Here is a 21,278-nt window from a genome sequence, read left to right as displayed (position 1 = left end):
ACTGACGGTTAAGTGTGCAATATTTTGTCAATCTAGCAACCCATCGCTGAATCTTCAAACAGATTTGTTACATTTGCACACTTTTTGTGTTAGCGCTATGTTAGAGGTGTGGCCGTTTTTTTGAGCATTACGCACTCCCATTTTGTGGTTAAAGGCGGATGAAATCATGACTAACCTGGTAGAAGTAGAAGACTTCACGTTGCACAGTGAAGAGAGACGAACCAGCGCGTTCCAGCAAGAGGTGAAAAACTGGCTGGAGCGCCACCCTGAAACGCAGTACGTTGATATTTTACTGAATGATTTAAATGGTGTTTTTCGTGGTAAGCGCATCCCGGTTTCCGCGTTAGCGAAGCTGGAGAAAGGCTGCTACTTCCCCGCTTCTGTGTTTGCCATGGATATTCTTGGCAACACCGTTGAAGACGCCGGGCTGGGACAGTCTCTCGGCGAGCCCGATAATCTTTGCCTCCCCATTCCGGATACGCTCGTTCCCTCTGCCGCCGATCCGCAACACATTGCACAACTGCTGTTAACCATGTGCAACCAAGATGGCACTCCCTTTGACGTTGAACCCCGAAATGTCCTGAACCGGCTGTGGCAACAGCTGCGTAACCGAGGGCTTTTTCCGGTGGTAGCGGTAGAGCTGGAGTTCTATCTGGTCGATAAAAAACGCGATGCCGAAGGCTTTATTCAGCCGCCCTGTGCACCGGGCAGCGACGAGCGCAATATGCAGAGCCAGGTCTATTCTCTGGACAACCTTGATCACTTCTCCGATGTACTACGGGATATCGACACGCTGGCCCGCCTGCAGGGGATTCCAGCCGACGGCGCGCTGGCAGAAGCCTCGCCTGGGCAGTTTGAAATCAACCTGCACCATACACGGGACGTACTGAGCGCCTGCGACCACGCCATTCAGCTTAAGCGCCTCATTCGTCAGGTGGCTGAAAATCACGGCATGACGGCGACCTTCATGGCGAAGCCCTATGAGGACTATGCAGGCAGTGGCATGCACGTGCATATCAGTATGCTGGATGCGGCCGACCATAATGCCTTTGCCTGCGACGACGGCAGCGACTCACCGCTGCTGAAGCGCACCCTGGCCGGCATGATTGATTTAATGCCGGCTTCCATGGCGCTACTGGCACCAAACGTGAATGCCTACCGCCGTTTTGTACCGGAAGCCTATGTGCCGTTACAGGCATCCTGGGGCCATAACAACCGCACGGTTGCGCTGCGCATCCCCTGTGGCGATATAGAAAGTCGTCGTATTGAGTATCGGGTTGCCGGGGCGGATGCGAATCCGTATCTGGTGATGTCAGCGATTTTAGCCGGGATGTTGCACGGTCTTGATACGCCGCTCTCCTTACCGCAGCCGGTAAAAGGTAACGGTCATGAGGCGGAAGGGCTGGCATTACCGATACGGCAAAGTGATGCCCTTTATGAATTTGAAAACAGCAACCCTTTACAAAAGTTACTGGGTGAGAAGTTTGCCAAAGTGTGGTTTAGCTGTAAAAATTATGAACTAATGCAGTTCGAAAGGTTAATCACTTCCACGGAAATTGATTGGATGTTAAAGAACGCCTGATTAATATTTTGCATTCTATGCGACAACGTCTTGAAATAATGCGTTGGGTTGGGGCAAAATACGCCCCCTGCAAATTCAGAACATAACCGACGCTCACCGCGCCGGTTATTTTTTTGCACGTTATCACAGAGTGAATTTTCGCTGACACAACCGAGGCCGGGCGCGTACCCGGATAGATAAACACTGAAAACACGCATTGGCGTGAGATAGAGGATGTAAAGATGGGGATGTTTAATACTCTACCGGCTCAGGCTGGTACACGTTTTCGTGACGACTACGGCGCCGCGCTTGCCGCAAACCTTACTCCCTGTCGCTTAATGCGCAGTATCCTTGTGAGTCAACCCAGTCAGGTTGCTGCGCAAGGAGGACTGAAGCATGTCGCTTAATACCTCTGCTGCACCACAACGTGCTCAACTGAAAAAAACGCTGACGTTACTGCCGGTTGTCATGATGGGCTTAGCCTACATGCAGCCGATGACCCTGTTTGATACCTTTGGGATTGTCTCGGGTTTGACCGACGGTCACGTTGCCACCGCTTATGCTTTCGCCCTGATTGCGATTCTGTTCACTGCCGTGAGTTACGGTAAGCTGGTACGCCGCTTCCCATCTGCGGGCTCCGCTTATACCTACGCTCAAAAGGCAATCAGTCCGCATGTCGGCTTTATGGTGGGCTGGTCATCGCTGCTGGACTATTTGTTCATGCCGATGATTAACATCCTGCTGGCAAAAAACTATTTTGAAACCCTGGTGCCAGGTATCCCGTCGTGGATTTTCGTGGTGCTGTTGGTCGGGTTTATGACGCTGTCCAACCTTAAGGGCATCAAAACCGTTGCCAACTTCAACAGCGTGATTGTGATCCTGCAGGTTGTGGTGATGGTCGGGATTACGGCCATGGTGATTTACGGTGTGGCGCACGGTGAAGGCGCGGGAACCGTGGTCAGCAGCAAGCCGTTCTGGTCGGAGAACGCCCATGTGGTGCCGATGATTACGGGGGCGACCATTCTGTGTTTCTCGTTCCTGGGCTTTGACGGCATCAGCTCGCTGTCGGAAGAAACCAAAGATGCAGAACGCACCATTCCGCGTGCGATTTTCCTGACCGCGCTGATTGGTGGCCTGATGTTTATCGTGGCGTCCTACTTCCTGCAGCTGTACTTCCCGGACATCTCGCGCTTTAAAGAGCCGGACTCCTCACAGCCTGAAATCATGCTGTACGTGGCGGGTAAAGCGTTGCAGGTCGGTATCCTGGTCTTCTCTGTGGTCACGGTACTGGCTTCCGGTATGGCGGCACACGCGGGTGTTTCACGTCTGATGTATGTGATGGGCCGTGATGGTGTCTTCCCGGAGCGTTTCTTCGGTTATATCCATCCAAAATGGCGCACGCCGTCCCTGAACGTGATTCTGGTCGGTGCCGTGGCGCTGATGGCGATTAACTTTGACCTGGTCACCGCCACCGCGCTGATTAACTTTGGTGCGCTGGTGGCCTTTACCTTCGTGAACCTGTCGGTGATCGCGCAGTACTGGGTACGTGAAAAACGTAACAAAACCCTTAACGATCACTTCCAGTATCTGGTTCTGCCGATGCTGGGCGCGCTGACCGTGGGTGCGCTGTGGGTAAACCTGGAGCAAAGCTCAATGGTGCTGGGCCTGATCTGGGCTGCCATTGGTATTATTTATCTGGCGTTTGTGACCCGCAGTTTCCGCAATCCTGTTCCGCAGTTTAGCGAAGAAGTGTAAGACCCTGGCCCTGTTCTGTTCCCGATGACGGGAGCAGAGCAGGGCAGCCTCCATTCAGTTTTCCCGCGCGATCACCAATTCCCAGCTCCCCGTACTCAACGCTTCGCGTCCCGTCGCATTCAGCTGACTGTCGGTAATAATGACATCGAACGTCTCCAGCGGTAAGGCCAGCCAGGTGGCGATTTTGTCGTATTTAGAGCTGTCACTGAGCAGCACGCGTTTGCTGCTGACGTCACATACCGCCTGCTTCACCGCCACTTTATCTTCGTCCGGCGTAAACAATCCACGCAGTCCCCAACTTGAGGTGGAAACAAACGCAATATCGATTGCCAACTGGCGCAGGCTGCGCGCTGCCGCATCGCCAATGCAGGAACGATTATCGCGACATACTGTGCCGCCAGTATGAATGACCCGGCAACGACTTGTCTCCATCAGCAAATTGGTCACCATAAAATCATTGGTCACCACTAACAAATCGTCCCGCTCGGCGATTTCCCGTGCCAGTGCCAGCGTAGTGGTGCCGGCATCCAGATAAATACAGCTGTTGCGCGGAATATGCTGGGCCGCCAGTCGTCCTATCGCCTTCTTCTGCTCATTGAACAGGGCCGTCTTGGTCAGATGCGAGGGTTCACTGGCCAGCCGGTTAGCGGAACGCACGCCACCCGACACCGACAGCACCGCGCCTTGCTCTTCCAGCTTTTGCACATCGCGGCGAATGGTCATATGTGACACGCCAAACCGCTCCGTGAGCTCGGCAATGCTCATGACGCCGCGCTCTGCCACCAGAGCCAGGATCTGTTGATGACGCTCAACGGGGATCATAACTACCTCGATTTATCATTTTTTCACATTGTAGAGCATCGGCTCACGAAGACACACGGAAATTTTAACGCGGTTTCCCCCGCTGAACCGGCTGTTAAAGGCAGTGAACAGTCGGGGCCGGCGCATTTCCAGTGTGAATAAATGTTTAACATCGATCCATTTTCGTTAATTTATGTGAATTAAGGCACGTTTTTGTGCGCACTTTATTGGCACTATTAACAACAGAAATCAAAAATTCACTTAATTTAACAACGGAGGCCACCGATGCCAGTTTCACAAGTCTGTGTCATAGGCTTAGGTTCAATGGGAATGGGCGCGGCGCAGTCGTGTATCCGGGCAGGGCTGTCAACGTGGGGCGTCGATCTGAATCCGCAGGCGCTGGAGACACTGCGTCAGGCTGGCGCGCGCGATGCGCAGACCTCAGCGCATGCGTTTGCTGAGCAGCTTGATGCCGTGCTGCTGCTGGTGGTCAACGCGAAGCAGGTTAACGCCATCCTGTTTGGCGAAGAGGGACTGGCTGCCAGGCTTCGACCCGGCACGGTGGTCATGGTCTCCTCAACCCTGTCCGCGCAGGATGCAAAGCAAATCGAACAAGGGCTGGCTGACCATCAACTGTTGATGCTGGACGCGCCGGTGTCAGGCGGTGCCGCCAAAGCCGCGACAGGCGACATGACCGTCATGGCGTCAGGCAGCGATGCGGCGTTTGCGGCGTTGCAGCCGGTGCTGGACGCGGTGGCGGCGAAGGTTTACCGCGTCGGGAGCGAAATCGGTCAGGGTTCCACGGTCAAGATCATTCATCAGCTTCTGGCTGGCGTGCATATTGCCGTCGGGGCTGAAGCGATGGCGCTGGCCGCCCGCGCCGGGATTCCGCTGGATACGATGTATGAGGTGGTCACCAATGCCGCAGGCAATTCATGGATGTTTGAAAACCGCATGCGCCACGTTGTTGACGGCGATTACCGCCCAACCTCAGCCGTCGACATCTTTGTGAAAGACCTGAATCTGGTCGCCGACACTGCGCAAGCTCTGCATTTCCCACTGCCGCTGGCGTCCACCGCACTCACTATGTTCACCGAAGCCAGCAATGCCGGTTTTGGGCGCGAGGATGACAGCGCGGTCATTAAAATCTTCAGCGGGATTACGCTGCCGCAGCGCCAGGAGAAAGCATGATACGTTTAGGTGTGATTGCCGATGACTTTACCGGCGCAACCGACATTGCCAGCTTTCTGGTGCAAAACGGCCTGTCCACGATTCAGTTTAACGGCATCCCTCAGGAGGACGCGCCGTCTGATGCGCAGGCCATTGTGATCAGCCTTAAGTCACGTTCCTGTCCGGCTGATCAGGCGGTGGCACTGTCGCTCAGCGCGCTGCGCTGGCTGCAACAGCAAGGCTGTGAACGTTTTTATTTCAAATACTGTTCCACCTTCGACAGCACGCGCGGCGGCAATATTGGCCCGGTCACCGATGCGCTGCTGGCTGAGCTGAATGAGACGCAAACGATAATCTGTCCGGCCCTGCCGGTGAACGGTCGCACCGTCTATCAGGGCTATCTGTTTGTCGGTGAACAGCTGCTGTCCGACTCCGGCATGCGTCATCATCCGGTCACGCCAATGACTGACAGCAATCTGCTACGGCTGATGGAAAGTCAGAGTAAGGGAAAAGCCGGTCTCATTTCTGCCGCCACCGTGGATCAGGGGGCCATGGCGATAAAGCAGCAGCTGGATCAACTGCGTGAGCAGGGCGTTAACTATGTGGTGATTGACACGCTCAGTGAGCAGCATCTGTTGGCACAGGGCCAGGCGCTGCAGGACAGGCGGCTGGTCACCGGTGGCTCCGGGCTGGCGATTGGCCTGGCACGTCAGTGGTCAGGCGACAGCGGCGATAAACGTCAGGCGCAGCGTGCCGGTTATCCGCAGGGTGAGCGGGCCGTCGTGCTGTCCGGCTCCTGTTCACAGATGACTCATCGCCAGGTCACGGCCTATCAACAGCAGGCACCAGCCCAGGCAATCAGCGTCGAGCGTTGTCTCAGTGATGAACATTACGCACAGGTGCTTTGTGACTGGGTCGCAGAAAATAGCGATGGACCGCTGGCCCCGATGTTATTTGCCACCGCTGAGGCCCAACAGCTGCAGTCGATCCAACAGCAATATGGCGCGCAGCGCAGTAGTGAAGCGGTAGAGCAGCTGTTTGCGCAGGTGGCCCGGGAACTGCAATCCCGCGGCTGGCAGCGTTTTATTGTCGCGGGCGGCGAAACCTCGGGCGTGGTCGCCCAAAGCCTGGGCGTCACCGCGTTTCATATTGGCCCGGTGATCTCGCCAGGTGTTCCCTGGGTCAGAGATATACAGCAGCCGCTGTCGCTGGCGCTCAAATCCGGTAATTTTGGCGACGAGCACTTTTTCCGTCGCGCGCAAACGGAGTTTCCCCATGACTGAACAACAGGCCCGTGAAGAGATGGTCAAACTCGGTGCGTCGTTCTTCCAGCGCGGTTATGCCACCGGGTCAGCCGGCAACCTTTCCCTGCTGCTGGACGACGGCAATCTGCTGGCAACGCCCACCGGCTCCTGCCTGGGAGCGCTGGATGCCAGCCGTCTGTCAACGGTCACGTTACAGGGGGAATGGCTTGCCGGGGATAAACCCTCAAAAGAAATCGCCTTTCACCGGGCGCTCTACCTGAACAATCCAGACTGCCAGGCGGTCGTTCATCTGCACAGCCACTACCTGACCGCGCTGTCGTGCCTGCAAAATCTGGACAGCCAGAACTGCATCCGCCCGTTCACGCCCTACGTGGTGATGCGGGTTGGCGATGTGCCGGTTGTGCCTTACTACAAACCCGGCGACGTGCGACTGGCGGAAGATCTGGCACAGCTGGCACCGCGCTATCGTGCGTTTTTGCTGGCTAACCATGGCCCGGTCGTGATGGGTAAATCTCTGCAGGAAGCCGCGGACAATACCGAAGAACTGGAAGAGACCGCGCGCCTGATCTTTACTCTGGGCGATCGGGCCATCCGCTATCTCAGCGCTGACGACGTCGCCGAACTCAGGAGCCGATAATGCCAAAGTTTGCAGCCAACCTGTCTACCCAGTTCAATGAGGTGCCGTTCCTGCAGCGCTTTGCCGCCGCCGCACAGGCCGGATTTGAGGCGGTGGAGTTTCTGTTCCCTTATGATTATTCGGCTGAGCAGCTAAAACCGCTGCTGGATGACAACGGCCTAAAGCTGGTGCTGTTCAATACGGCACCGGGCAACGTTGCGGCTGGCGAATGGGGCGTCAGCGCTATCCCAGGCCGGGAAGCGGAGGCACGGGCCGATATCGACAGCGCACTGGCCTACGCGCTGGCGCTTGACTGTCCCCAGGTGCATATCATGGCGGCCACCGTACCGCCGGGTGCGGATCGCCAGCAGTACGTTGATACCTTTGTCAGCAATATGCGTTACGCCGCTGAACGCTTCGCACCCCATAACATCAGGCTATTAATCGAAGCGTTAAATCCCACGACGAAACCGCGCTATCTGTATGCCAGCCAGTATCAGACGCTGGAGATGGTCGACCTGATCGACCGCCCCAACGTGTTTACCCAGCTTGATCTGTTCCATGCCCAGATCGTGGACGGCAACCTCAGCCATCTGATTCGCCATTACGCGGGACGTTACCGCCACGTGCAGATTGCCGCGGCCCCCGACCGCCATGAACCGGACGAAGGGGAGATCAATTATCCCTGGCTGTTCCGCTTACTGGATGAGGTGGGATATGACGGCTGGATCGGCTGTGAGTATATCCCGCGCGGGGACACCGTTCAGGGGCTGAACTGGTTCTCGCCCTGGGCAAAAAACTCCTAAGGCATTGATAAACATCACACCGGTGTGTCAGCACCGGTGCAGTTCTGGTCGTCTTTTATCCGCACCAGCATCAGGTTGAGCTGTAACCAAAAATCCTAAAAAAGATAATTTACTCTGAGGTTTACCATGACGACTGCGTTGCTGTTAGCCATCGCGACCGCCAGCATTGTGATTCTGCTGCTGCTGGTCATCAAAGCCAAAGTGCACCCCTTTGTCGCGCTACTGATTGTCAGCCTGCTGGTGGCGATAGCGACCGGTATCCCGGCTGAAAAAATCATGGAGACGATTATCAGCGGCATGGGCGGGCTGCTGGGCCATATCACCATTATTATTGTGCTGGGTGCCATGCTCGGGGCCATTATCGAAGCCTCCGGCGGAGCGGAGTCGCTGGCCCAGCGCTTCAGTAAAGCCCTGGGCCTGAAACGGACCGTTGCCGCCCTGACTATGGCGGCGTTTATTCTGGGCATCCCGGTCTTTTTTGAAGTGGGCTTTATTATCGTTATCCCGTTGATCTACGGCTTTACCAAGGTGGCTCGGGTTTCCCCCTTAAAGTTTGGCCTGCCGATGGCCGGGGTGATGTTAACGGTGCATGTGGCATTGCCCACCCATCCGGGTGCGGCGGCGGCGGCAGCGATTTTGCACACCGATATGGGCTGGCTGATGCTGCTGGGGATTCTTATCTCTGTCCCGGTTGGTATTTTAGGGTATTACGTCGCCCGGGTGATGAATCGCCGTCAGTATCATCTGTCAGTCGAGGTGCTGGAACAGTTACAGATGGCGAAGCCTGAAGGTGCCATCAAGAAAAATGAGCCGGCCCCACCGGGCGCATTGACCATCTGTGGCCTGATCGTGATTCCCATTGTTTTAATTGTGCTGGGCACGTTGTCGCACTCACTGCTGGCGCCAGACAGCCAGCTGGGGAAAGTGATGACGGTCATTGGCACGCCGCCTGTTGCGCTGTTGATTGCATTAGGGCTGGCTGCCTGGCTACTGGGCATCCGCCGTGGCTGGAGCAAAGATAAGCTGGAAGACCTGACCGGACGGGCGATTCCGGGATCGGCCAGCGTGATTCTGGTTGCGGGCGCAGGGGGCGCTTTTGGTAAGGTGCTGGTTGAGTCTGGCGTAGGTAAAGCGCTGGCCCTGGCGCTGGAAACACTGCACCTGCCGTTAATCCCTGCCGCCTTTATTCTGTCACTGGCGTTGCGCGCCTCTCAGGGATCGGCCACCGTCGCGATTCTCACCACCAGTGGCTTACTGACGCAGGCCGTCGGCGGCATTGATGATGTGCATCGGGTGCTGGTGACGCTGGCAATTTGTTTCGGCGGGCTTGGGCTGTCTCACGTTAACGATGCGGGGTTCTGGGTGGTGACCCGCTATCTGGGCCTGTCGGTGGCAGATGGGTTAAAAACCTGGACGGTACTGACGACCCTGATGGGGCTGTGCGGTTTTGCTCTGACCTGGGCACTCTGGTGGGTGATCTGATGCGTTGGCCGGGAAAGGCGATTGGCTTTCCCCGGCCAGTCTGAGCGTCAGGACACCAGTTCCTGCGCATACCGATACAGCGCTTTCAACTGTGCCACTTTTTCCTGGTCGCTTTCATGCAGGCTGGCCAGGGATTCCAGCTCCATCAGGAAGGACTGCACCTTCTCCGGGTTCAGCACCTCGCGTCGATGCTGCAGCCAGCGCTGCTGCTCGGCATCATCCAGCGTGCCCGGAAAATTACGTGCCCGGTAGCGAAACAGCAGCTTAGCCACGCGTGGGCTGTCAAACGTCAGGTCCAGCGCGGGCAGATTCGCCGGTGCTGTCTGGCGAATAATGTTCATGCCCGCCCGATCGGCATCGCTAAAGAAACCATCATAGAGCTGAGTGTCGACATCATCCGACGGCGTGAAGGGGTCTGCATCGGCAAAGATCGCCACCAGTTTTTCACGCACCTCGGGATGTTGCCGCAGCGTCGCCAGGTTATCCAGGCTGAACTGACGATCGATACCCAAACGCTCGGCATCTTCAGGTCGCAGGGTATTCGCCGGTGCCAGCACGGGACACTTATTGATATGTACCAGCTTAACGGGAACGGCTGCCAGATCGCCGAGATCGCTTTTGCGCGTATACAGACGCGCGCGCAGGCTGTCGGCATCCAGCGCCAGTAGCGGCGTGATGTCCCCGGCCAGATCCACCACGATGAGCGCATTACGGTTGTCGGGATGCCAGGCGAGCGGCACCACCCAACTGGTATTGCCGCGCGCCGCGCCAAACATACCGGAAACGTGCACCAGCGGTTTCATTTGGGGGATGTCGACCAGCTGAATGAGTTTGTTTTTGTTGCGATGCGTAAACAAAAACTCAAACAGTTTGGGCTGTTTCTCTTTAACCAGTTTTGCCATGGCAAGTGTGGCGTACACATCTGACATCGCATCATGGGCGTTTTCATGGGCCACGCCGTTGGCTTTGGTCAGGTGCTCCAGCCGGAAGCTGGGAAAGCCGTCTTCATTTTCTGGCCAGTTAATGCCTTCGGGCCGCAGCGCATAGCAGGCGCGCATCACGTCCAGTAAATCCCAACGGGAGTTACCGTTCTGCCAGCTCCAGCCATAGGGATCGTAGAAGTTGCGGTAAAAAATATTCCGCGTCACCTCATCGTCAAAACGTACGTTGTTGTAGCCCACCACGCAGGTTTGCTCTGTGGTGAACAGGGCATGAATACGGGCGGCAAATTCAGCCTCGCTCACGCCTCGTGAGGCGGCAATTTGCGGCGTAATGCCGGTGATCATCACCGCTTCGGGCTGGGGCAGGTAATCATCCGGAGGACGGCAATAGAACACCTCTGGCTCGCCAATCGGATTGAAGTTGCTGTCGGTACGTAAACCGGCAAACTGCGCCGGACGATCCAGGGATGGACTGGTGCCGAAGGTTTCGTAATCGTGGAACAAGAAAGTTAATTCAGAGGCGGGCACGTCGCTGTCCTGTCTGCAAAAAATCAATGTTCAGGATAGTCTTCTGCGCGCTTCAGTACAACCGTGCAGGGCAATGCTGCGTAACGGCGCGCAGCAGTTCATATTTTTTTTCAATTTATTTAAACCTTATTAAGGCTTTTGCCGTAAAACGTCCGGCTGTTCCCGTCTGTTTTATTTGCGCAACTAAGGATGAAGTGTTGAAAAGGCGTCTGTTAATTACCGTAACTGTTTTTTGGGCTTCGCTGGCACAGGCCGACGATATGCCGTTTCCCGTGACGCCACCGGCGATTGATGCCGCGTCATGGGTGCTGATGGATGCCACCACGGGGCAGGTTCTTACCGCGGGCAACCCCGACGAGCGCCGCAATCCTGCCAGTCTGACCAAACTGATGACCGGTTATGTGGTCGATCGCGCGATCGATCAAAAGAAAATTACCCGCGACGATATGGTCACCGTGGGCAAAGATGCCTGGGCTGCGGGCAATCCGGTCTTCAAAGGTTCCTCGCTGATGTTTCTTAAGCCAGGCGATAAACTGACTGTGCGCGACCTGAGCCGTGGCGTCATCATCGACTCAGGCAATGACGCCTGCGTGGCGCTGGCCGACTACGTCGCCGGGAGCCAGGACAATTTTGTTAAGCTGATGAATCACTACGTTGAGAAACTGGGCCTGGCAAATACCCATTTCGAAACCGTCCACGGTCTGGATGCACCAGGACAATTCTCCAGCGCGCGGGACATGGCAAAACTGTCCCGCGCCATTATCAGCGGCGAGCCAGATTTCTATGCCATGTACCGTGAGAAAACCCTGTCCTGGAATGGCATCACCCAGAACAACCGTAATGGCCTGCTGTGGGATAACAACCTGCATGTCGATGGTCTGAAAACGGGCCATACCGAAACGGCCGGGTTCAACATTGTGGCTTCAAATGTCGTCGGTCAGCACCGTCTGATTGCCGTGATCATGGGCGGTAAAAGTGCCAAAGGGCGCGAAGAGCAGGCCCGCAAGCTGCTGGTCTGGGGACAGAATACCTTCGACACGGTGCAACTGTTCCATGCCGGTAAGAAAATTGGCAGCGAGCATGTCTGGTATGGTAATCCGCACCAGGTGGAAGTGGGCACGGCAGAGGACGTCTATCTGTCGCTACCGCGCAGTGAAATCCCGAACGTCAAAGCCAAATACGTGATTCAACGTACCGATCTGGAAGCGCCGCTGAAAGCCAATGAAAACATTGGGGAAATCCAGGTGATGGACAAAGATAAGCAGATTGCCAGTTATCCACTGGTGGCGCTCAGCGCTGTAAACGAAGCGGGCATAGTTAGCCGCCTGTCTGACTATCTGAAACGTAAGTTTTAATCTTACGCTACGCGCACCTGCCTGTCGGGCAGGTGCCGGGCGATCGCCTGCCTCAGGGCCGTCTGGCCACCTGAGCGGTTAATTTTGCTGATTTACGGTCACGGGTCGGAGATAATGACCCATTGCTTCAGGCATTCACTAAAATATTGACGGCGCGCCAGGAGTGACAGGGCGCATCGCGTAGAATCACCTTTTTACCAGCGGACAGCCACCTTGCGCTCTGATAAGCCCATCTCAAATCTGGAATTCTGGTTGTATCGTCATTACCGCAGCGTGCACGGTCTGCGCATCGCGGTCGCGTTTCTCTTTGCTTTTTTATTTGTCCGCATCACTGAAATCCCCGAAGGCACCTGGCCGCTGATTACGCTGGTGGTCGTCATGGGGCCGATTTCGACGTGGGGCAATGTGTTTCCCCGCGCCATTCAGCGCATTGGTGGCACGATTGCCGGTTCCATTTCGGGATTAATCGCGCTCAAGCTGGAGATCATTTCGCTGCCGGGCATGCTGGCATGGTGCGGGCTGATTATGTTTATCAGCGGCTATCTGACCCTGGGGAAACATCCCTATATGGCGTTGTTGATTGGCATCACGCTCTGCGTGGTGGTGGGCGCGCCGATGGGGGATTTCACCGTTGCCATGTGGCGCGGCGGCGATGTGATTTTAGGCTCGCTGCTGGCGCTGATATTTACCGCCGTCTGGGCGCAACGCGCGTATATTCACTGGCGTATCCAACTTTCGGATACGCTGGGCGAGATGGCAAAAATCTATCATGCGGGGTTTTCGGCCAACCTGGTGGACAAGCCGCGACTGAACAAGCCGTTTGGTAAACTGCTCACCAGCGTGATCAAAATGCGGGCTTTGCTGGAGCCGTCCAGTAAGGAAACGCGCATTCCCCGTTCGGTGTTTGAAGCGATTCAGACCATTAACCGTAATATGGTGTACACCATTGAGATGCAAATTAATGCCTGGTGGGCATCGCGGGAAAGCCATCTGATTATGCTGAACGCCCCGGCACTGCGTCGTACCCAGCAGATGACGGAAAACGCGTTACGCACCTTATCGGTGATGGCGGTGAAGGGGGAAACCTATGACATTATTGCTGCCAACCATGAGTTAACAGAAATCGTCAAAGAACTTAAGCAGTTGATCGCCGACGGCAGCGACCGTCTGGAGGAAACGCCGATTTATGGCTATGTCTGGCTGAGTCTGGAGCTGGCGAAACAGCTGGAGCGCATGACCGATTTGATGCGTCTGGCGCTGCGTAAATAATCACCTCAGACAATGACTTAATGCGAAACCCGGTTTTTTTGCGCTAAGATAAGAGCCAGTCCGAATTTAGCTGTGAGAATTGCCCATAAGGCTGGCTAGCCGCTAAGCTGATCGTTTTGACTCTCTCCCTGCTTTAGCAGGCTTAAAGAAAGGTGCCATCATGGAAAATGCCAAGCAATCATTTCAGGACGTACTTGAGTTTGTGCGTACGTTTCGCCGCAAGAACAAACTGCAGCGTGAAATTGTCGATAATGAGAAGAAAATTCGTGACAACCAAAAGCGCGTGCTGCTGCTGGATAACCTGAGCGAATACATTAAACCCGGCATGAGCGTTGAGGCGATTCAGGAAATCATCGCCAGCATGCGTGCTGACTATGAAGATCGCGTTGATGAATACATCATCAAAAATGCTGACCTGTCTAAAGAGCGCCGTGAGCTGTCTAAAAAGCTCAAGACGCTGGGCGTGGGTGAGACAAAAGCGCCGTAATGGCGCGCCGCTAGCGCAAACCGTCCGTTACCGATATCACCGGCCCGCTGCAACCTTCAGGTTGGGCGGGCTTTTTTGCGCCCGCATGGCGGGCTAAAACGCTTAACCCGAGAGCTTACGCGCAATCTGCTGCAGCTGACGGGCCAGATCGGATAAATCCAGGTCCTGACTGGCGGGTACGGCGGTGGTTTCCCGTATCACCAGAACCGGCTCCAGTATGCGGGACGTCACCGCCTCACCGCGCAGTTCGGCCAGCACCCGATCAACGCTGTGGGTGCCAAGTTGTTGAAGGTCCTGACGAACGGTGGTGAGCGGGGGCTGATACCAGGCACTTTCCGCCGTGTCATCGTACCCCACAATGGAAATATCGGCCGGGATCGCCACGCCGTGCTGATGCAGCGCCCGCATTGCGCCCAACGCCATCTCGTCATTCGCCACTAACAGCGCCTGGGGCAGGGCATCGGGTAGCTGCGTCAGCATGGCCTGATAGCCCGATTTTGCGCTCCAGTCGCCGCGCAGTACGCAGCAGGGGGAGAGCTGATGATCGGCCAGTACCTGACGCCAGACGGCTTCGCGCTGACGCGCCGATATCGAGCGCACAGGGCCATTGAGCAGGCCGATTTGCCGGTGTCCAAGGGCAATCAGATGCGCCACGGCGGCACGTGCCCCTTGTTCATTTGAATACTGACAGTGAGAGACAACAGCATGCGGATCGGCATCCAGAAACAGTACGGGTTTTTTGCCACACATCGCGCGGATTTTTTCTGCCTCAGCCGCTTCTAAAGGGATATTAATCAGCACCGCATCAACACGTTGGGCCATCAGTTCATTCACCGTGGCTTCGGGGTTGTCTTCACTGTCCATGGCGATAACCAGGTGGTATCCGGCTCTGGCGGCGCGCTGCTGTATGGCCGAGGCAATTTGCGCCGGTGCCATCAGGGCCAGATTGCTGGTGGCCAGCCCCAGGGTGCGGGTGGCTTTTCCCGCCAGCTGCTGCGCGACCCGGTTGGGAACATAGTTAAGTTGTTGCATCGCCGCTTCAACTTTTTCTCGGGTGCGGGGGGAGACCTGCTCAGACCGGTTAAGCACACGAGAAACGGTTTGATAGGAAACGCCAGCCAGTTGGGCAACATCATCAAGGGTCACAGAGCGGGACGTCATTATTCCTCCATAAGATGAGGCAGCGAGTGTAACAAAATTCCGTTACCCGCGCGTCCTGCAACGGCGCGGCTGCTTTCTCATCACTTCCGTGTTTAACGGTTCTGTTGATAGATTTGCAGGTTAACGTTCACCGCATTCAACAGCGGCACCGTAAGACTATGACGGTTGGCGCGCAACAGCAGGTCGCCAATGATGGTCTCCGCTTCAATCGCGAAACCCTGGGTCAAATCACGATACATTGAAGACGTCATCGGCGTGGCCGGATTGTTCAGCCACTGATAAATTTTGGCGGTAACGGCATGGCGGGGGTGATAACCCTCGGCGCAAATAACCTGAAGCACCTCAGCGTAAATGCCCTGAAGCAGCATCTCGCCGCCTTCAGCGTTCAGCACCTGTTGCGTGTTACCTCGCGCCAGGCAGCAGACCGCGCCTAACGTGCTTAACAGCAGCCATTTTTCCCACAGTTCACTGATAATATCCTCGGTAAAAAACGTCTCTACCGCACAGGTGCGTAGCGCCGCATCCAGTTGCTGAAGCCGTGCGTCGTTATGGCCATCCAGCGCACCGTAATAGAGCTGATGCAGTGGCGTGAGCTGCACCACGTGGCCCTGTTCGTTAAGCGTGGCGTTAATTTTGCACAGGCCGCCCACCACCTTGTCTGCGCCAAAATGGGCAATCAGGGTATCGAAATGCCGCATACCGTTGAGAATCGGCATAATCAGGGTTTCTGGCCCGACCGCGTTATTCATATCGCGCAACGCCTGCTCAAGGCCGGTACTTTTAACGGTCAGAATGATCAGGTCAAACGGGCTGTTCAGCGCAGGAGCAGTGACTAACTGCGGTTGCAGGACTTCGCGTCCGGATGGGGTTTGCAGCACGAGGCCGTTTTCTTGTAATTGACTGAGACGGCGCTCACGCACAAGAAAGGTCACATCCTGCCCGGCCTGTACCAGCCGTGCGCCAAAATATCCGCCGGTTGCTCCGGCACCCACCATTAAAATGCGCATCCGATATCCTTGTATGAAAAGCGTCTGCCCTAACACAGCGCCGCAATTTCTGTTATGCGTCAAAACCCAACGCGCTCGCAAGTAATATTACAACCTGAACGCCAACAGGATAGGGACTGGCAGGCTAACCTTATGTCAAAATTCTTGAACGTAGCGCTTAAGGATATTCACTATCAGTGATGGACAAGCTGGCGTACCCTTTGTGCATTACGGTTTATAACGCGAAAGCAACCGTCTTTCGTCAGGAGACGTCACAGATGAAAAATATTGGTTTTCTCTCATTCGGCCACTGGACACCTTCGTCTCAGTCAGCCACCCGTTCTGCTCAGGACGTATTGCTGCAGTCTATCGATCTTGCCGTGGCGGCAGAAGAACTGGGCGCCGACGGCGCGTATTTTCGTGTGCATCACTTTGCCCGTCAGCTCAGCTCGCCGTTTCCGCTGCTGGCAGCCGTCGGCGCGCGCACCAAAAAAATTGAAATAGGCACCGGCGTTATCGATATGCGCTATGAGAATCCGCTCTATATGGTGGAAGACGCGAGTGCGGCCGATCTGATTTCTAACGGTCGCCTGCAACTGGGACTGAGCCGCGGTTCACCAGAACAGGTTATTGATGGCTGGCGCTACTTTGGCTATGCACCGCAGGAAGGCGAGACGGATGCCGACATGGGCCGTCGTCACACCGAGGTGTTCCTGGATGCGCTGCGTGGCGAAGGTTTTGCCAAACCCAATCCACAGCCGATGTTTCCAAACCCACCCGGCCTGCTGCGCCTGGAGCCGCTGTCTGAAGGCTTGCGCGATCGCATCTGGTGGGGTTCCGGCTCCAACGCTACGTCCGTATGGGCGGCGAAGATGGGCATGAACCTGCAAAGCTCGACGCTGAAAGATGATGAAACCGGCGAGCCGTTCCACATCCAGCAGGCTAAACAGATTCGCGCCTATCGTGAAGCCTGGAAAGCGGCAGGGCACCAGCGTGAGCCACGGGTTTCCGTCAGCCGCAGTATTTTTGCACTGGTAAATGATATGGACCGGGCTTACTTTGGCCGCAGTGGACAGGATCAGGATTCAGTGGGTTTTCTGGATGAGAAAACCCGCGCCATTTTCGGCCGCAGCTATGCCGCCGAACCGGAAAAACTGATCAAGCTGTTGGCAGAGGATGAAGCAATAGCTGAAGCCGATACCTTGCTGCTGACCGTGCCGAATCAGCTGGGCGTGGATTACAATGCGCACGTCATAGAATCGATTCTGAAGTATGTGGCTCCGGAGCTGGGCTGGCGTTAAGCCCTGATTGATTCCAGCCGATTGATAACCCCACGCAGCACTGGTTGCGTGGGGTTTTTTTATTCAATAATAACCCCACTTCGGCAGCCCTCGCGCTCCCAACGCCTGCCGATTAGGTCGATGGCAGGGCCGCGTTTTGGTTAAAACTATTACCTCTTGAAACGATAACCTTTCGATAATATTTGCTTTCAGATTTATCCCAATAAATTAGCGTGCGTTGTAAATTAATTGACATGAAGTCATGTTAATTTTATTAATGTATCAAGATCTTCAAAAGGATACCTCTATTTTAGATATCCTGACATATTCATTTTCACTGCGTAAAACACGCAGGCGTCTTTTTATTTCTTGTTCGCACGCTACGACAGTCATTGCATGCTGCTTAATATTTTTTAATATCAAATGGCACTAAATTCTGTCGAAACCTACTGAACATAACGGATTGCAACGCCCGTTTTATCCTCATCACAACGTAATCGGAAAAAATTAATGGCGATCGATATTTATTTGAAAGTTGAAGGTACCACAGGAGAATCCCAGGACAGCAACCATAAAGGATGGACCGACGTGCTGTCATTTGACTGGGGGGCTTCACAACCCGGCAATATGGCGGTGGGAGGCGGTGGCGGCGCAGGGAAAGTGAATTTCAACGATCTGCGTGTTAAAGCGCTAATCGATAAATCCACGCCTGCTATCCTTAAATACTGTTCCAGCGGAAAGCATGTTTCAAAAGTTGAACTGTCCGTCTGTAAAGCCGGTGGAAGCCAGGTCGAGTATTCCAAAATCGTATTAGAAGATGTTCTGGTTACCGCGACCAATTTCAACGGCATCGGGCAAAGTGACACTATTGTGGTTGACTACGCTTTTCAGGCATCCAAAGTTTCAACCAGCTATTGGGAACAAAGCGCAAGCGGCACCAAAGGCGCGGAAACCAAAGCCGGTTGGGATATTAAACAAAATAAAGAGAGCTGAGTGAATCTGCCCTGAAATATAAAGGTGAAAAATGGCTATTGATATATTTTTAAAAATAGATGGAATCGAAGGCGAATCGCAAAATGCGAATCATAAAAAATGGATTGATGTCCTGTCATTTAACTGGGGAGCGCAGCAGCCAGGTAATATGTCTGTTGGCGGCGGCGGTGGAGCAGGGAAAGTTAATTATCATGATCTAAGCGTTGAGGCATTGATCGATAAAGCCACGCCTGCGTTAGTGAAATATTGCGCCACCGGTAAACATCTGCCAAAAGTTCAACTGTCTGTCTGTAAAGCGGGCGGACAGGAAGTGGAGTATACCCGTATCACGCTGGAAGATGTATTGGTGACACAGACTGACTTTACCGGAGTCGGTCACGCCTCCACGCTGGGGATGCAATACGCATTTCAGGCCAGCAAAGTGGCACTGGAATACTGGGAGCAGGCTTCTCAGGGAAGTAAAGCAGCCTCGGTGCAGATGGGCTGGGATATTAAACAAAATAAAGAAAGCTAATCACTTCGTCAGGCGGCATCAAACAGAGAGGACGTTATGGCATTTCCCAAAGTTAACCTTATTGAGGGCCTTACTACGGACCCTGGTTCTAACCCTGCGGGTTCCGCTAATTTTCTGACAAAAGAGGTGCTTGAAGAAGCCCTGATTTTAGTCAGATCGTTTGAGCCAAAAGAAATCGCCCAGCTCAGTAAAACGGAAACAAGCCAGATTGCCTATGCGATGTCGAATTATAAAGATGAAAATAACCGCCGCTTCAAAAGCTGGAATGAAGAGTCTGCGTCGCATAGAAAGCCGGGCGGGGAGATTCGTCGCCTGGATAATCGTATTGCGGGCGTAAAAGTACAGCAGGCGAGTATGATTGTGACAGGTGCTGTAGCCAGCTCTACTGGCGCGACAGGTATGGCCTTATGGTCAGCCTTAAATGGTCTGGGAAGTATTATTGGGCGTGGTTCTCTTCCTGTTATTGCGTCCATTGCTTCGAGTGTAGGCGGCTATTTCGTCACAAAAAGAACGTTTGCTGTTAACCAGATGGCTGCACATATCAAAACGCTGGCTGATACATTCAATTCAACACACGAAGCCTTTGAAGAGTTTAAAGTGGAAGCTGAACGTAAACGTGCCAATTTTAAACCTGATACGGAAATGCGCATACCACTCAGCTTTGAGCAAACCGTAGCCTCTCATAACGCGATGACACCGGACCTGGCGCAGGATATGGCGACTATCCTGCAGCAGTTTATTCACAATGAATATAAGCGTGTCGAGCTGTATGGCACCAGCAACCCGTTTGTGAAAGTTTTTTTCAGAAACCAATCACCGCTAAGTCTGTCACGCACGCAGTACAGTACTCTTATCAACTTAAAATTCCCATAATCCGCTATTTTTCCTAATAAAATGACAGGCTGTACAGCGCCCTGAGGTGAATTTCTCAGGGTCGGCCGCTGCTTGTTTGGCGGACCTGCGGTTCCGATTACCCCTCATATGCAACGACCATGAATACCGGTGTCGAGTCCGGCCTCCAGGTTACACCGTCTGCGCCAGGGCAAAATCGACCCAGCCCAGTGGGAGTTGAGGCGTTTTTCCGCTAACCAGTTTGCCCACTCGCTCAGGCACAGTGCCGGGGCGAAGAGTCAGACGCAGGCCTTCCATCGCGTGTAACATGTCGATGGGCAAACCAAAAAACCGCCACGCTGTGGGGAAGGGATTTTCACATCCTTACGTCAATCAGAAATTCACTGCTCATGGCACTGCGTCGTTAAGCACTGTCCTTACAGCGCGCACTGGCACGATCGCTGGGGTTATTAAAGGCACAGGACGGCGGCAGGGGATCGTGCAGAAAGGGGGCTATTTTTAGCGTTATGCGAGGAGGCTTCCAGAGTCTGGCTTGTTGGCAGGCGTCAAAAACGCTATCGTTTACGGGCACTTGCAAAACCCAGTGCCGGGACGTCTGCAGCGAAAACTTTCCCGGCGATATCATGCGAGCCTGCGTCTTTTAAACCTCGTCAGCTTTGCGATGCATCATTATCACGTGGGCTGTGTGAGAGCACACTAAGGTGCGCGGTAAGGACGCAGTAAGTTATGAGGTACGCGGGTTTAGTATAAGCAGACGTTCACAACGCGGTCAGCCCATCACCGTTGAAACGGGCACCTCTTATCATGGAATCATCCTCTTAACCAGGAGCTTGCAAATGACTATGAACTTAAGACCTTCTGACGCTGCACCTGTCTCAGTATCTTTTAAAACCCAGCGTCGATACAAAGTCGGCTATGTGCCTAATTTTGGCGATACCAGCACACCTGCGCTAAATATAAGTGGTAAATGGCTGCGGGAAGTCGGATTTGAAACCGGCACGCTGGTGACGGCAGAAATTAGCCTGGGATGTATTGTGCTGCGGATCGATAAGTCATAAAGGGGAAGCGTCAGGCCAAAAAACGCCTTAAGGACGATCTTCATCTTTTGCCGCACGCAGGTAGCAACGCCTGGTTAAATATAAAAGCCCTGCGCGCCAGCCCGGTTAGCATCCAGCACAACTTTGCCGTCTTGTTCTACCTGACGTCTGTCAGCGCTGGTGGGTGAAATAAACAACAAAAAGCCCGCTCGGGTTTCCCTGAGCGGGCTCTTAAAATTTGGCTCCTCTGACTGGACTCGAACCAGTGACATACGGATTAACAGTCCGCCGTTCTACCGACTGAACTACAGAGGAATCGTTTGAACGGGGCGCATATTATCGACGTCCCGCAGGCTTGTCAAAGCTCTTTTTCACAAAACTGTCTAATTGCTGAAATACTCGCCAACTCCCGCTGTTCA

The 21,278-nt window shown here is 54.4% G+C and carries 20 protein-coding genes and 1 tRNA gene; 15 read left to right on the top strand and 6 right to left on the bottom strand.

Annotated elements, in window-relative coordinates; genetic code table 11:
* Nucleotides 1-166 precede the first annotated feature (166 nt).
* Both FBY13_RS10685 and FBY13_RS10680 read left to right on the top strand, forming a co-directional pair.
* Nucleotides 167-1,582, top strand: a complete 1,416-nt coding sequence (locus tag FBY13_RS10685) for a glutamine synthetase family protein (RefSeq protein WP_096010784.1) — start codon at nucleotides 167-169, stop codon at nucleotides 1,580-1,582.
* Between the two features lie 375 nt (nucleotides 1,583-1,957).
* Entirely contained in the window at nucleotides 1,958-3,316 is a 1,359-nt protein-coding gene (locus tag FBY13_RS10680) for an APC family permease (RefSeq protein WP_063880136.1), read from the top strand.
* A gap of 54 nt (nucleotides 3,317-3,370) precedes the next feature.
* Here the strand turns inward: FBY13_RS10680 and ygbI are convergent, their stop codons facing one another.
* On the bottom strand, nucleotides 3,371-4,138 hold the full coding sequence (gene ygbI, locus FBY13_RS10675) for a DNA-binding transcriptional repressor YgbI (RefSeq protein ID WP_063880135.1): 768 nt from the start codon (nucleotides 4,136-4,138) through the stop codon (nucleotides 3,371-3,373).
* A 264-nt stretch (nucleotides 4,139-4,402) separates the two neighbouring features.
* Here ygbI and ltnD point away from each other — a divergent pair, with 264 nt between their 5' ends.
* The 5 genes from ltnD to FBY13_RS10650 all read left to right on the top strand — a co-directional run bounded on the left by ltnD (nucleotide 4,403) and on the right by FBY13_RS10650 (nucleotide 9,456).
* On the top strand, nucleotides 4,403-5,308 hold the full coding sequence (ltnD, locus tag FBY13_RS10670; RefSeq protein ID WP_109717334.1) for an L-threonate dehydrogenase: 906 nt from the start codon (nucleotides 4,403-4,405) through the stop codon (nucleotides 5,306-5,308).
* The gene (gene otnK / locus FBY13_RS10665; protein WP_145394191.1) at nucleotides 5,308-6,570 is read left to right on the top strand and encodes a 3-oxo-tetronate kinase; all 1,263 of its coding nucleotides are present in this window, start codon (nucleotides 5,308-5,310) and stop codon (nucleotides 6,568-6,570) included. Before ltnD ends, otnK begins: the two co-directional genes overlap by 1 nt.
* The gene (locus FBY13_RS10660) at nucleotides 6,563-7,189 is read left to right on the top strand and encodes an aldolase (RefSeq protein ID WP_145394118.1); all 627 of its coding nucleotides are present in this window, start codon (nucleotides 6,563-6,565) and stop codon (nucleotides 7,187-7,189) included. Before otnK ends, FBY13_RS10660 begins: the two co-directional genes overlap by 8 nt.
* Nucleotides 7,189-7,974, top strand: coding sequence for an HPr family phosphocarrier protein (locus FBY13_RS10655; RefSeq protein WP_145394117.1), 786 nt, complete (start codon nucleotides 7,189-7,191; stop codon nucleotides 7,972-7,974). Before FBY13_RS10660 ends, FBY13_RS10655 begins: the two co-directional genes overlap by 1 nt.
* A 126-nt stretch (nucleotides 7,975-8,100) precedes the next feature.
* Nucleotides 8,101-9,456, top strand: a complete 1,356-nt coding sequence (locus FBY13_RS10650; protein WP_145394116.1) for a GntP family transporter — start codon at nucleotides 8,101-8,103, stop codon at nucleotides 9,454-9,456.
* 47 nt (nucleotides 9,457-9,503) lie between these two features.
* Here the strand turns inward: FBY13_RS10650 and sbcB are convergent, their stop codons facing one another.
* The gene (gene sbcB / locus FBY13_RS10645; RefSeq protein WP_096010779.1) at nucleotides 9,504-10,925 is read right to left on the bottom strand and encodes an exodeoxyribonuclease I; all 1,422 of its coding nucleotides are present in this window, start codon (nucleotides 10,923-10,925) and stop codon (nucleotides 9,504-9,506) included.
* A 197-nt stretch (nucleotides 10,926-11,122) separates the two neighbouring features.
* Here sbcB and dacD point away from each other — a divergent pair, with 197 nt between their 5' ends.
* From dacD to tmaR, 3 genes are all read left to right on the top strand, one after another.
* The gene (gene dacD, locus FBY13_RS10640) at nucleotides 11,123-12,280 is read left to right on the top strand and encodes a serine-type D-Ala-D-Ala carboxypeptidase DacD (RefSeq protein WP_172823904.1); all 1,158 of its coding nucleotides are present in this window, start codon (nucleotides 11,123-11,125) and stop codon (nucleotides 12,278-12,280) included.
* A gap of 213 nt (nucleotides 12,281-12,493) precedes the next feature.
* Complete coding sequence (locus FBY13_RS10635) at nucleotides 12,494-13,549, top strand: FUSC family protein (RefSeq protein WP_109717329.1); 1,056 nt, start codon at nucleotides 12,494-12,496, stop codon at nucleotides 13,547-13,549.
* A gap of 160 nt (nucleotides 13,550-13,709) precedes the next feature.
* Complete coding sequence (gene tmaR, locus FBY13_RS10630; RefSeq protein WP_063880128.1) at nucleotides 13,710-14,036, top strand: PTS system regulator TmaR; 327 nt, start codon at nucleotides 13,710-13,712, stop codon at nucleotides 14,034-14,036.
* A gap of 102 nt (nucleotides 14,037-14,138) precedes the next feature.
* On the opposite strand, the gene FBY13_RS10625 is transcribed toward tmaR, so the two are convergent.
* Both FBY13_RS10625 and FBY13_RS10620 read right to left on the bottom strand, forming a co-directional pair.
* Nucleotides 14,139-15,197: a LacI family DNA-binding transcriptional regulator gene (locus FBY13_RS10625; protein WP_063880127.1), complete on the bottom strand. Its 1,059-nt coding sequence runs from the start codon at nucleotides 15,195-15,197 to the stop codon at nucleotides 14,139-14,141.
* 92 nt (nucleotides 15,198-15,289) lie between these two features.
* The gene (locus tag FBY13_RS10620; RefSeq protein WP_145394115.1) at nucleotides 15,290-16,204 is read right to left on the bottom strand and encodes a ketopantoate reductase family protein; all 915 of its coding nucleotides are present in this window, start codon (nucleotides 16,202-16,204) and stop codon (nucleotides 15,290-15,292) included.
* A 257-nt stretch (nucleotides 16,205-16,461) separates the two neighbouring features.
* Here FBY13_RS10620 and FBY13_RS10615 point away from each other — a divergent pair, with 257 nt between their 5' ends.
* The 4 genes from FBY13_RS10615 (at nucleotide 16,462) to FBY13_RS10600 (ending at nucleotide 19,843) form a co-directional block, all read left to right on the top strand.
* Complete coding sequence (locus FBY13_RS10615; RefSeq protein WP_063881209.1) at nucleotides 16,462-17,484, top strand: LLM class flavin-dependent oxidoreductase; 1,023 nt, start codon at nucleotides 16,462-16,464, stop codon at nucleotides 17,482-17,484.
* 489 nt (nucleotides 17,485-17,973) lie between these two features.
* Complete coding sequence (locus FBY13_RS10610; RefSeq protein WP_063880125.1) at nucleotides 17,974-18,456, top strand: type VI secretion system tube protein Hcp; 483 nt, start codon at nucleotides 17,974-17,976, stop codon at nucleotides 18,454-18,456.
* Nucleotides 18,457-18,487: 31 nt separating this feature from the next.
* Complete coding sequence (locus FBY13_RS10605; RefSeq protein WP_145394114.1) at nucleotides 18,488-18,970, top strand: type VI secretion system tube protein Hcp; 483 nt, start codon at nucleotides 18,488-18,490, stop codon at nucleotides 18,968-18,970.
* Nucleotides 18,971-19,006: 36 nt separating this feature from the next.
* Nucleotides 19,007-19,843 (top strand): hypothetical protein, encoded by an 837-nt coding sequence (locus tag FBY13_RS10600; RefSeq protein WP_063880123.1) that lies wholly within the window; start codon nucleotides 19,007-19,009, stop codon nucleotides 19,841-19,843.
* 150 nt (nucleotides 19,844-19,993) lie between these two features.
* Here FBY13_RS10600 and FBY13_RS23440 read toward each other — a convergent pair whose 3' ends face one another.
* Nucleotides 19,994-20,143, bottom strand: a complete 150-nt coding sequence (locus FBY13_RS23440) for a hypothetical protein (protein WP_172898221.1) — start codon at nucleotides 20,141-20,143, stop codon at nucleotides 19,994-19,996.
* Between the two features lie 515 nt (nucleotides 20,144-20,658).
* Between FBY13_RS23440 and FBY13_RS10595 the strand changes: the two genes are divergently transcribed.
* Nucleotides 20,659-20,880, top strand: a complete 222-nt coding sequence (locus FBY13_RS10595; protein WP_186440810.1) for a SymE family type I addiction module toxin — start codon at nucleotides 20,659-20,661, stop codon at nucleotides 20,878-20,880.
* Nucleotides 20,881-21,098: 218 nt separating this feature from the next.
* Here the strand turns inward: FBY13_RS10595 and FBY13_RS10590 are convergent.
* Nucleotides 21,099-21,174: transfer RNA gene (locus FBY13_RS10590), tRNA-Asn, on the bottom strand.
* Nucleotides 21,175-21,278: the final 104 nt, after the last annotated feature.

It is taken from the genome of Pantoea sp. SJZ147 (assembly GCF_007828605.1).
In the GTDB taxonomy this organism is placed as follows: Bacteria; Pseudomonadota; Gammaproteobacteria; order Enterobacterales; family Enterobacteriaceae; genus Pantoea; species Pantoea allii.
Note: the sequence above shows the minus strand (reverse complement) of the source record. Positions and strands in the feature narration are given on the sequence as shown.

Bases quoted from the DNA above. Each gene is read 5' to 3' on its own strand.
- FBY13_RS10605 (WP_145394114.1), top strand. From the start codon at position 18,488: ATGGCTATTGATATATTTTTAAAAATAGATGGAATCGAAGGCGAATCG.
- FBY13_RS10660 (WP_145394118.1), top strand. From the start codon at position 6,563: ATGACTGAACAACAGGCCCGTGAAGAGATGGTCAAACTCGGTGCGTCG.
- FBY13_RS10680 (WP_063880136.1), top strand. From the start codon at position 1,958: ATGTCGCTTAATACCTCTGCTGCACCACAACGTGCTCAACTGAAAAAA.
- tmaR (WP_063880128.1), top strand. From the start codon at position 13,710: ATGGAAAATGCCAAGCAATCATTTCAGGACGTACTTGAGTTTGTGCGT.
- FBY13_RS10595 (WP_186440810.1), top strand. From the start codon at position 20,659: ATGACTATGAACTTAAGACCTTCTGACGCTGCACCTGTCTCAGTATCT.
- FBY13_RS10610 (WP_063880125.1), top strand. From the start codon at position 17,974: ATGGCGATCGATATTTATTTGAAAGTTGAAGGTACCACAGGAGAATCC.
- FBY13_RS10650 (WP_145394116.1), top strand. From the start codon at position 8,101: ATGACGACTGCGTTGCTGTTAGCCATCGCGACCGCCAGCATTGTGATT.
- FBY13_RS10615 (WP_063881209.1), top strand. From the start codon at position 16,462: ATGAAAAATATTGGTTTTCTCTCATTCGGCCACTGGACACCTTCGTCT.
- FBY13_RS10685 (WP_096010784.1), top strand. From the start codon at position 167: ATGACTAACCTGGTAGAAGTAGAAGACTTCACGTTGCACAGTGAAGAG.
- FBY13_RS10620 (WP_145394115.1), bottom strand. From the start codon at position 16,204: ATGCGCATTTTAATGGTGGGTGCCGGAGCAACCGGCGGATATTTTGGC.
- ltnD (WP_109717334.1), top strand. From the start codon at position 4,403: ATGCCAGTTTCACAAGTCTGTGTCATAGGCTTAGGTTCAATGGGAATG.
- FBY13_RS10625 (WP_063880127.1), bottom strand. From the start codon at position 15,197: ATGACGTCCCGCTCTGTGACCCTTGATGATGTTGCCCAACTGGCTGGC.
- FBY13_RS10600 (WP_063880123.1), top strand. From the start codon at position 19,007: ATGGCATTTCCCAAAGTTAACCTTATTGAGGGCCTTACTACGGACCCT.
- FBY13_RS10655 (WP_145394117.1), top strand. From the start codon at position 7,189: ATGCCAAAGTTTGCAGCCAACCTGTCTACCCAGTTCAATGAGGTGCCG.
- ygbI (WP_063880135.1), bottom strand. From the start codon at position 4,138: ATGATCCCCGTTGAGCGTCATCAACAGATCCTGGCTCTGGTGGCAGAG.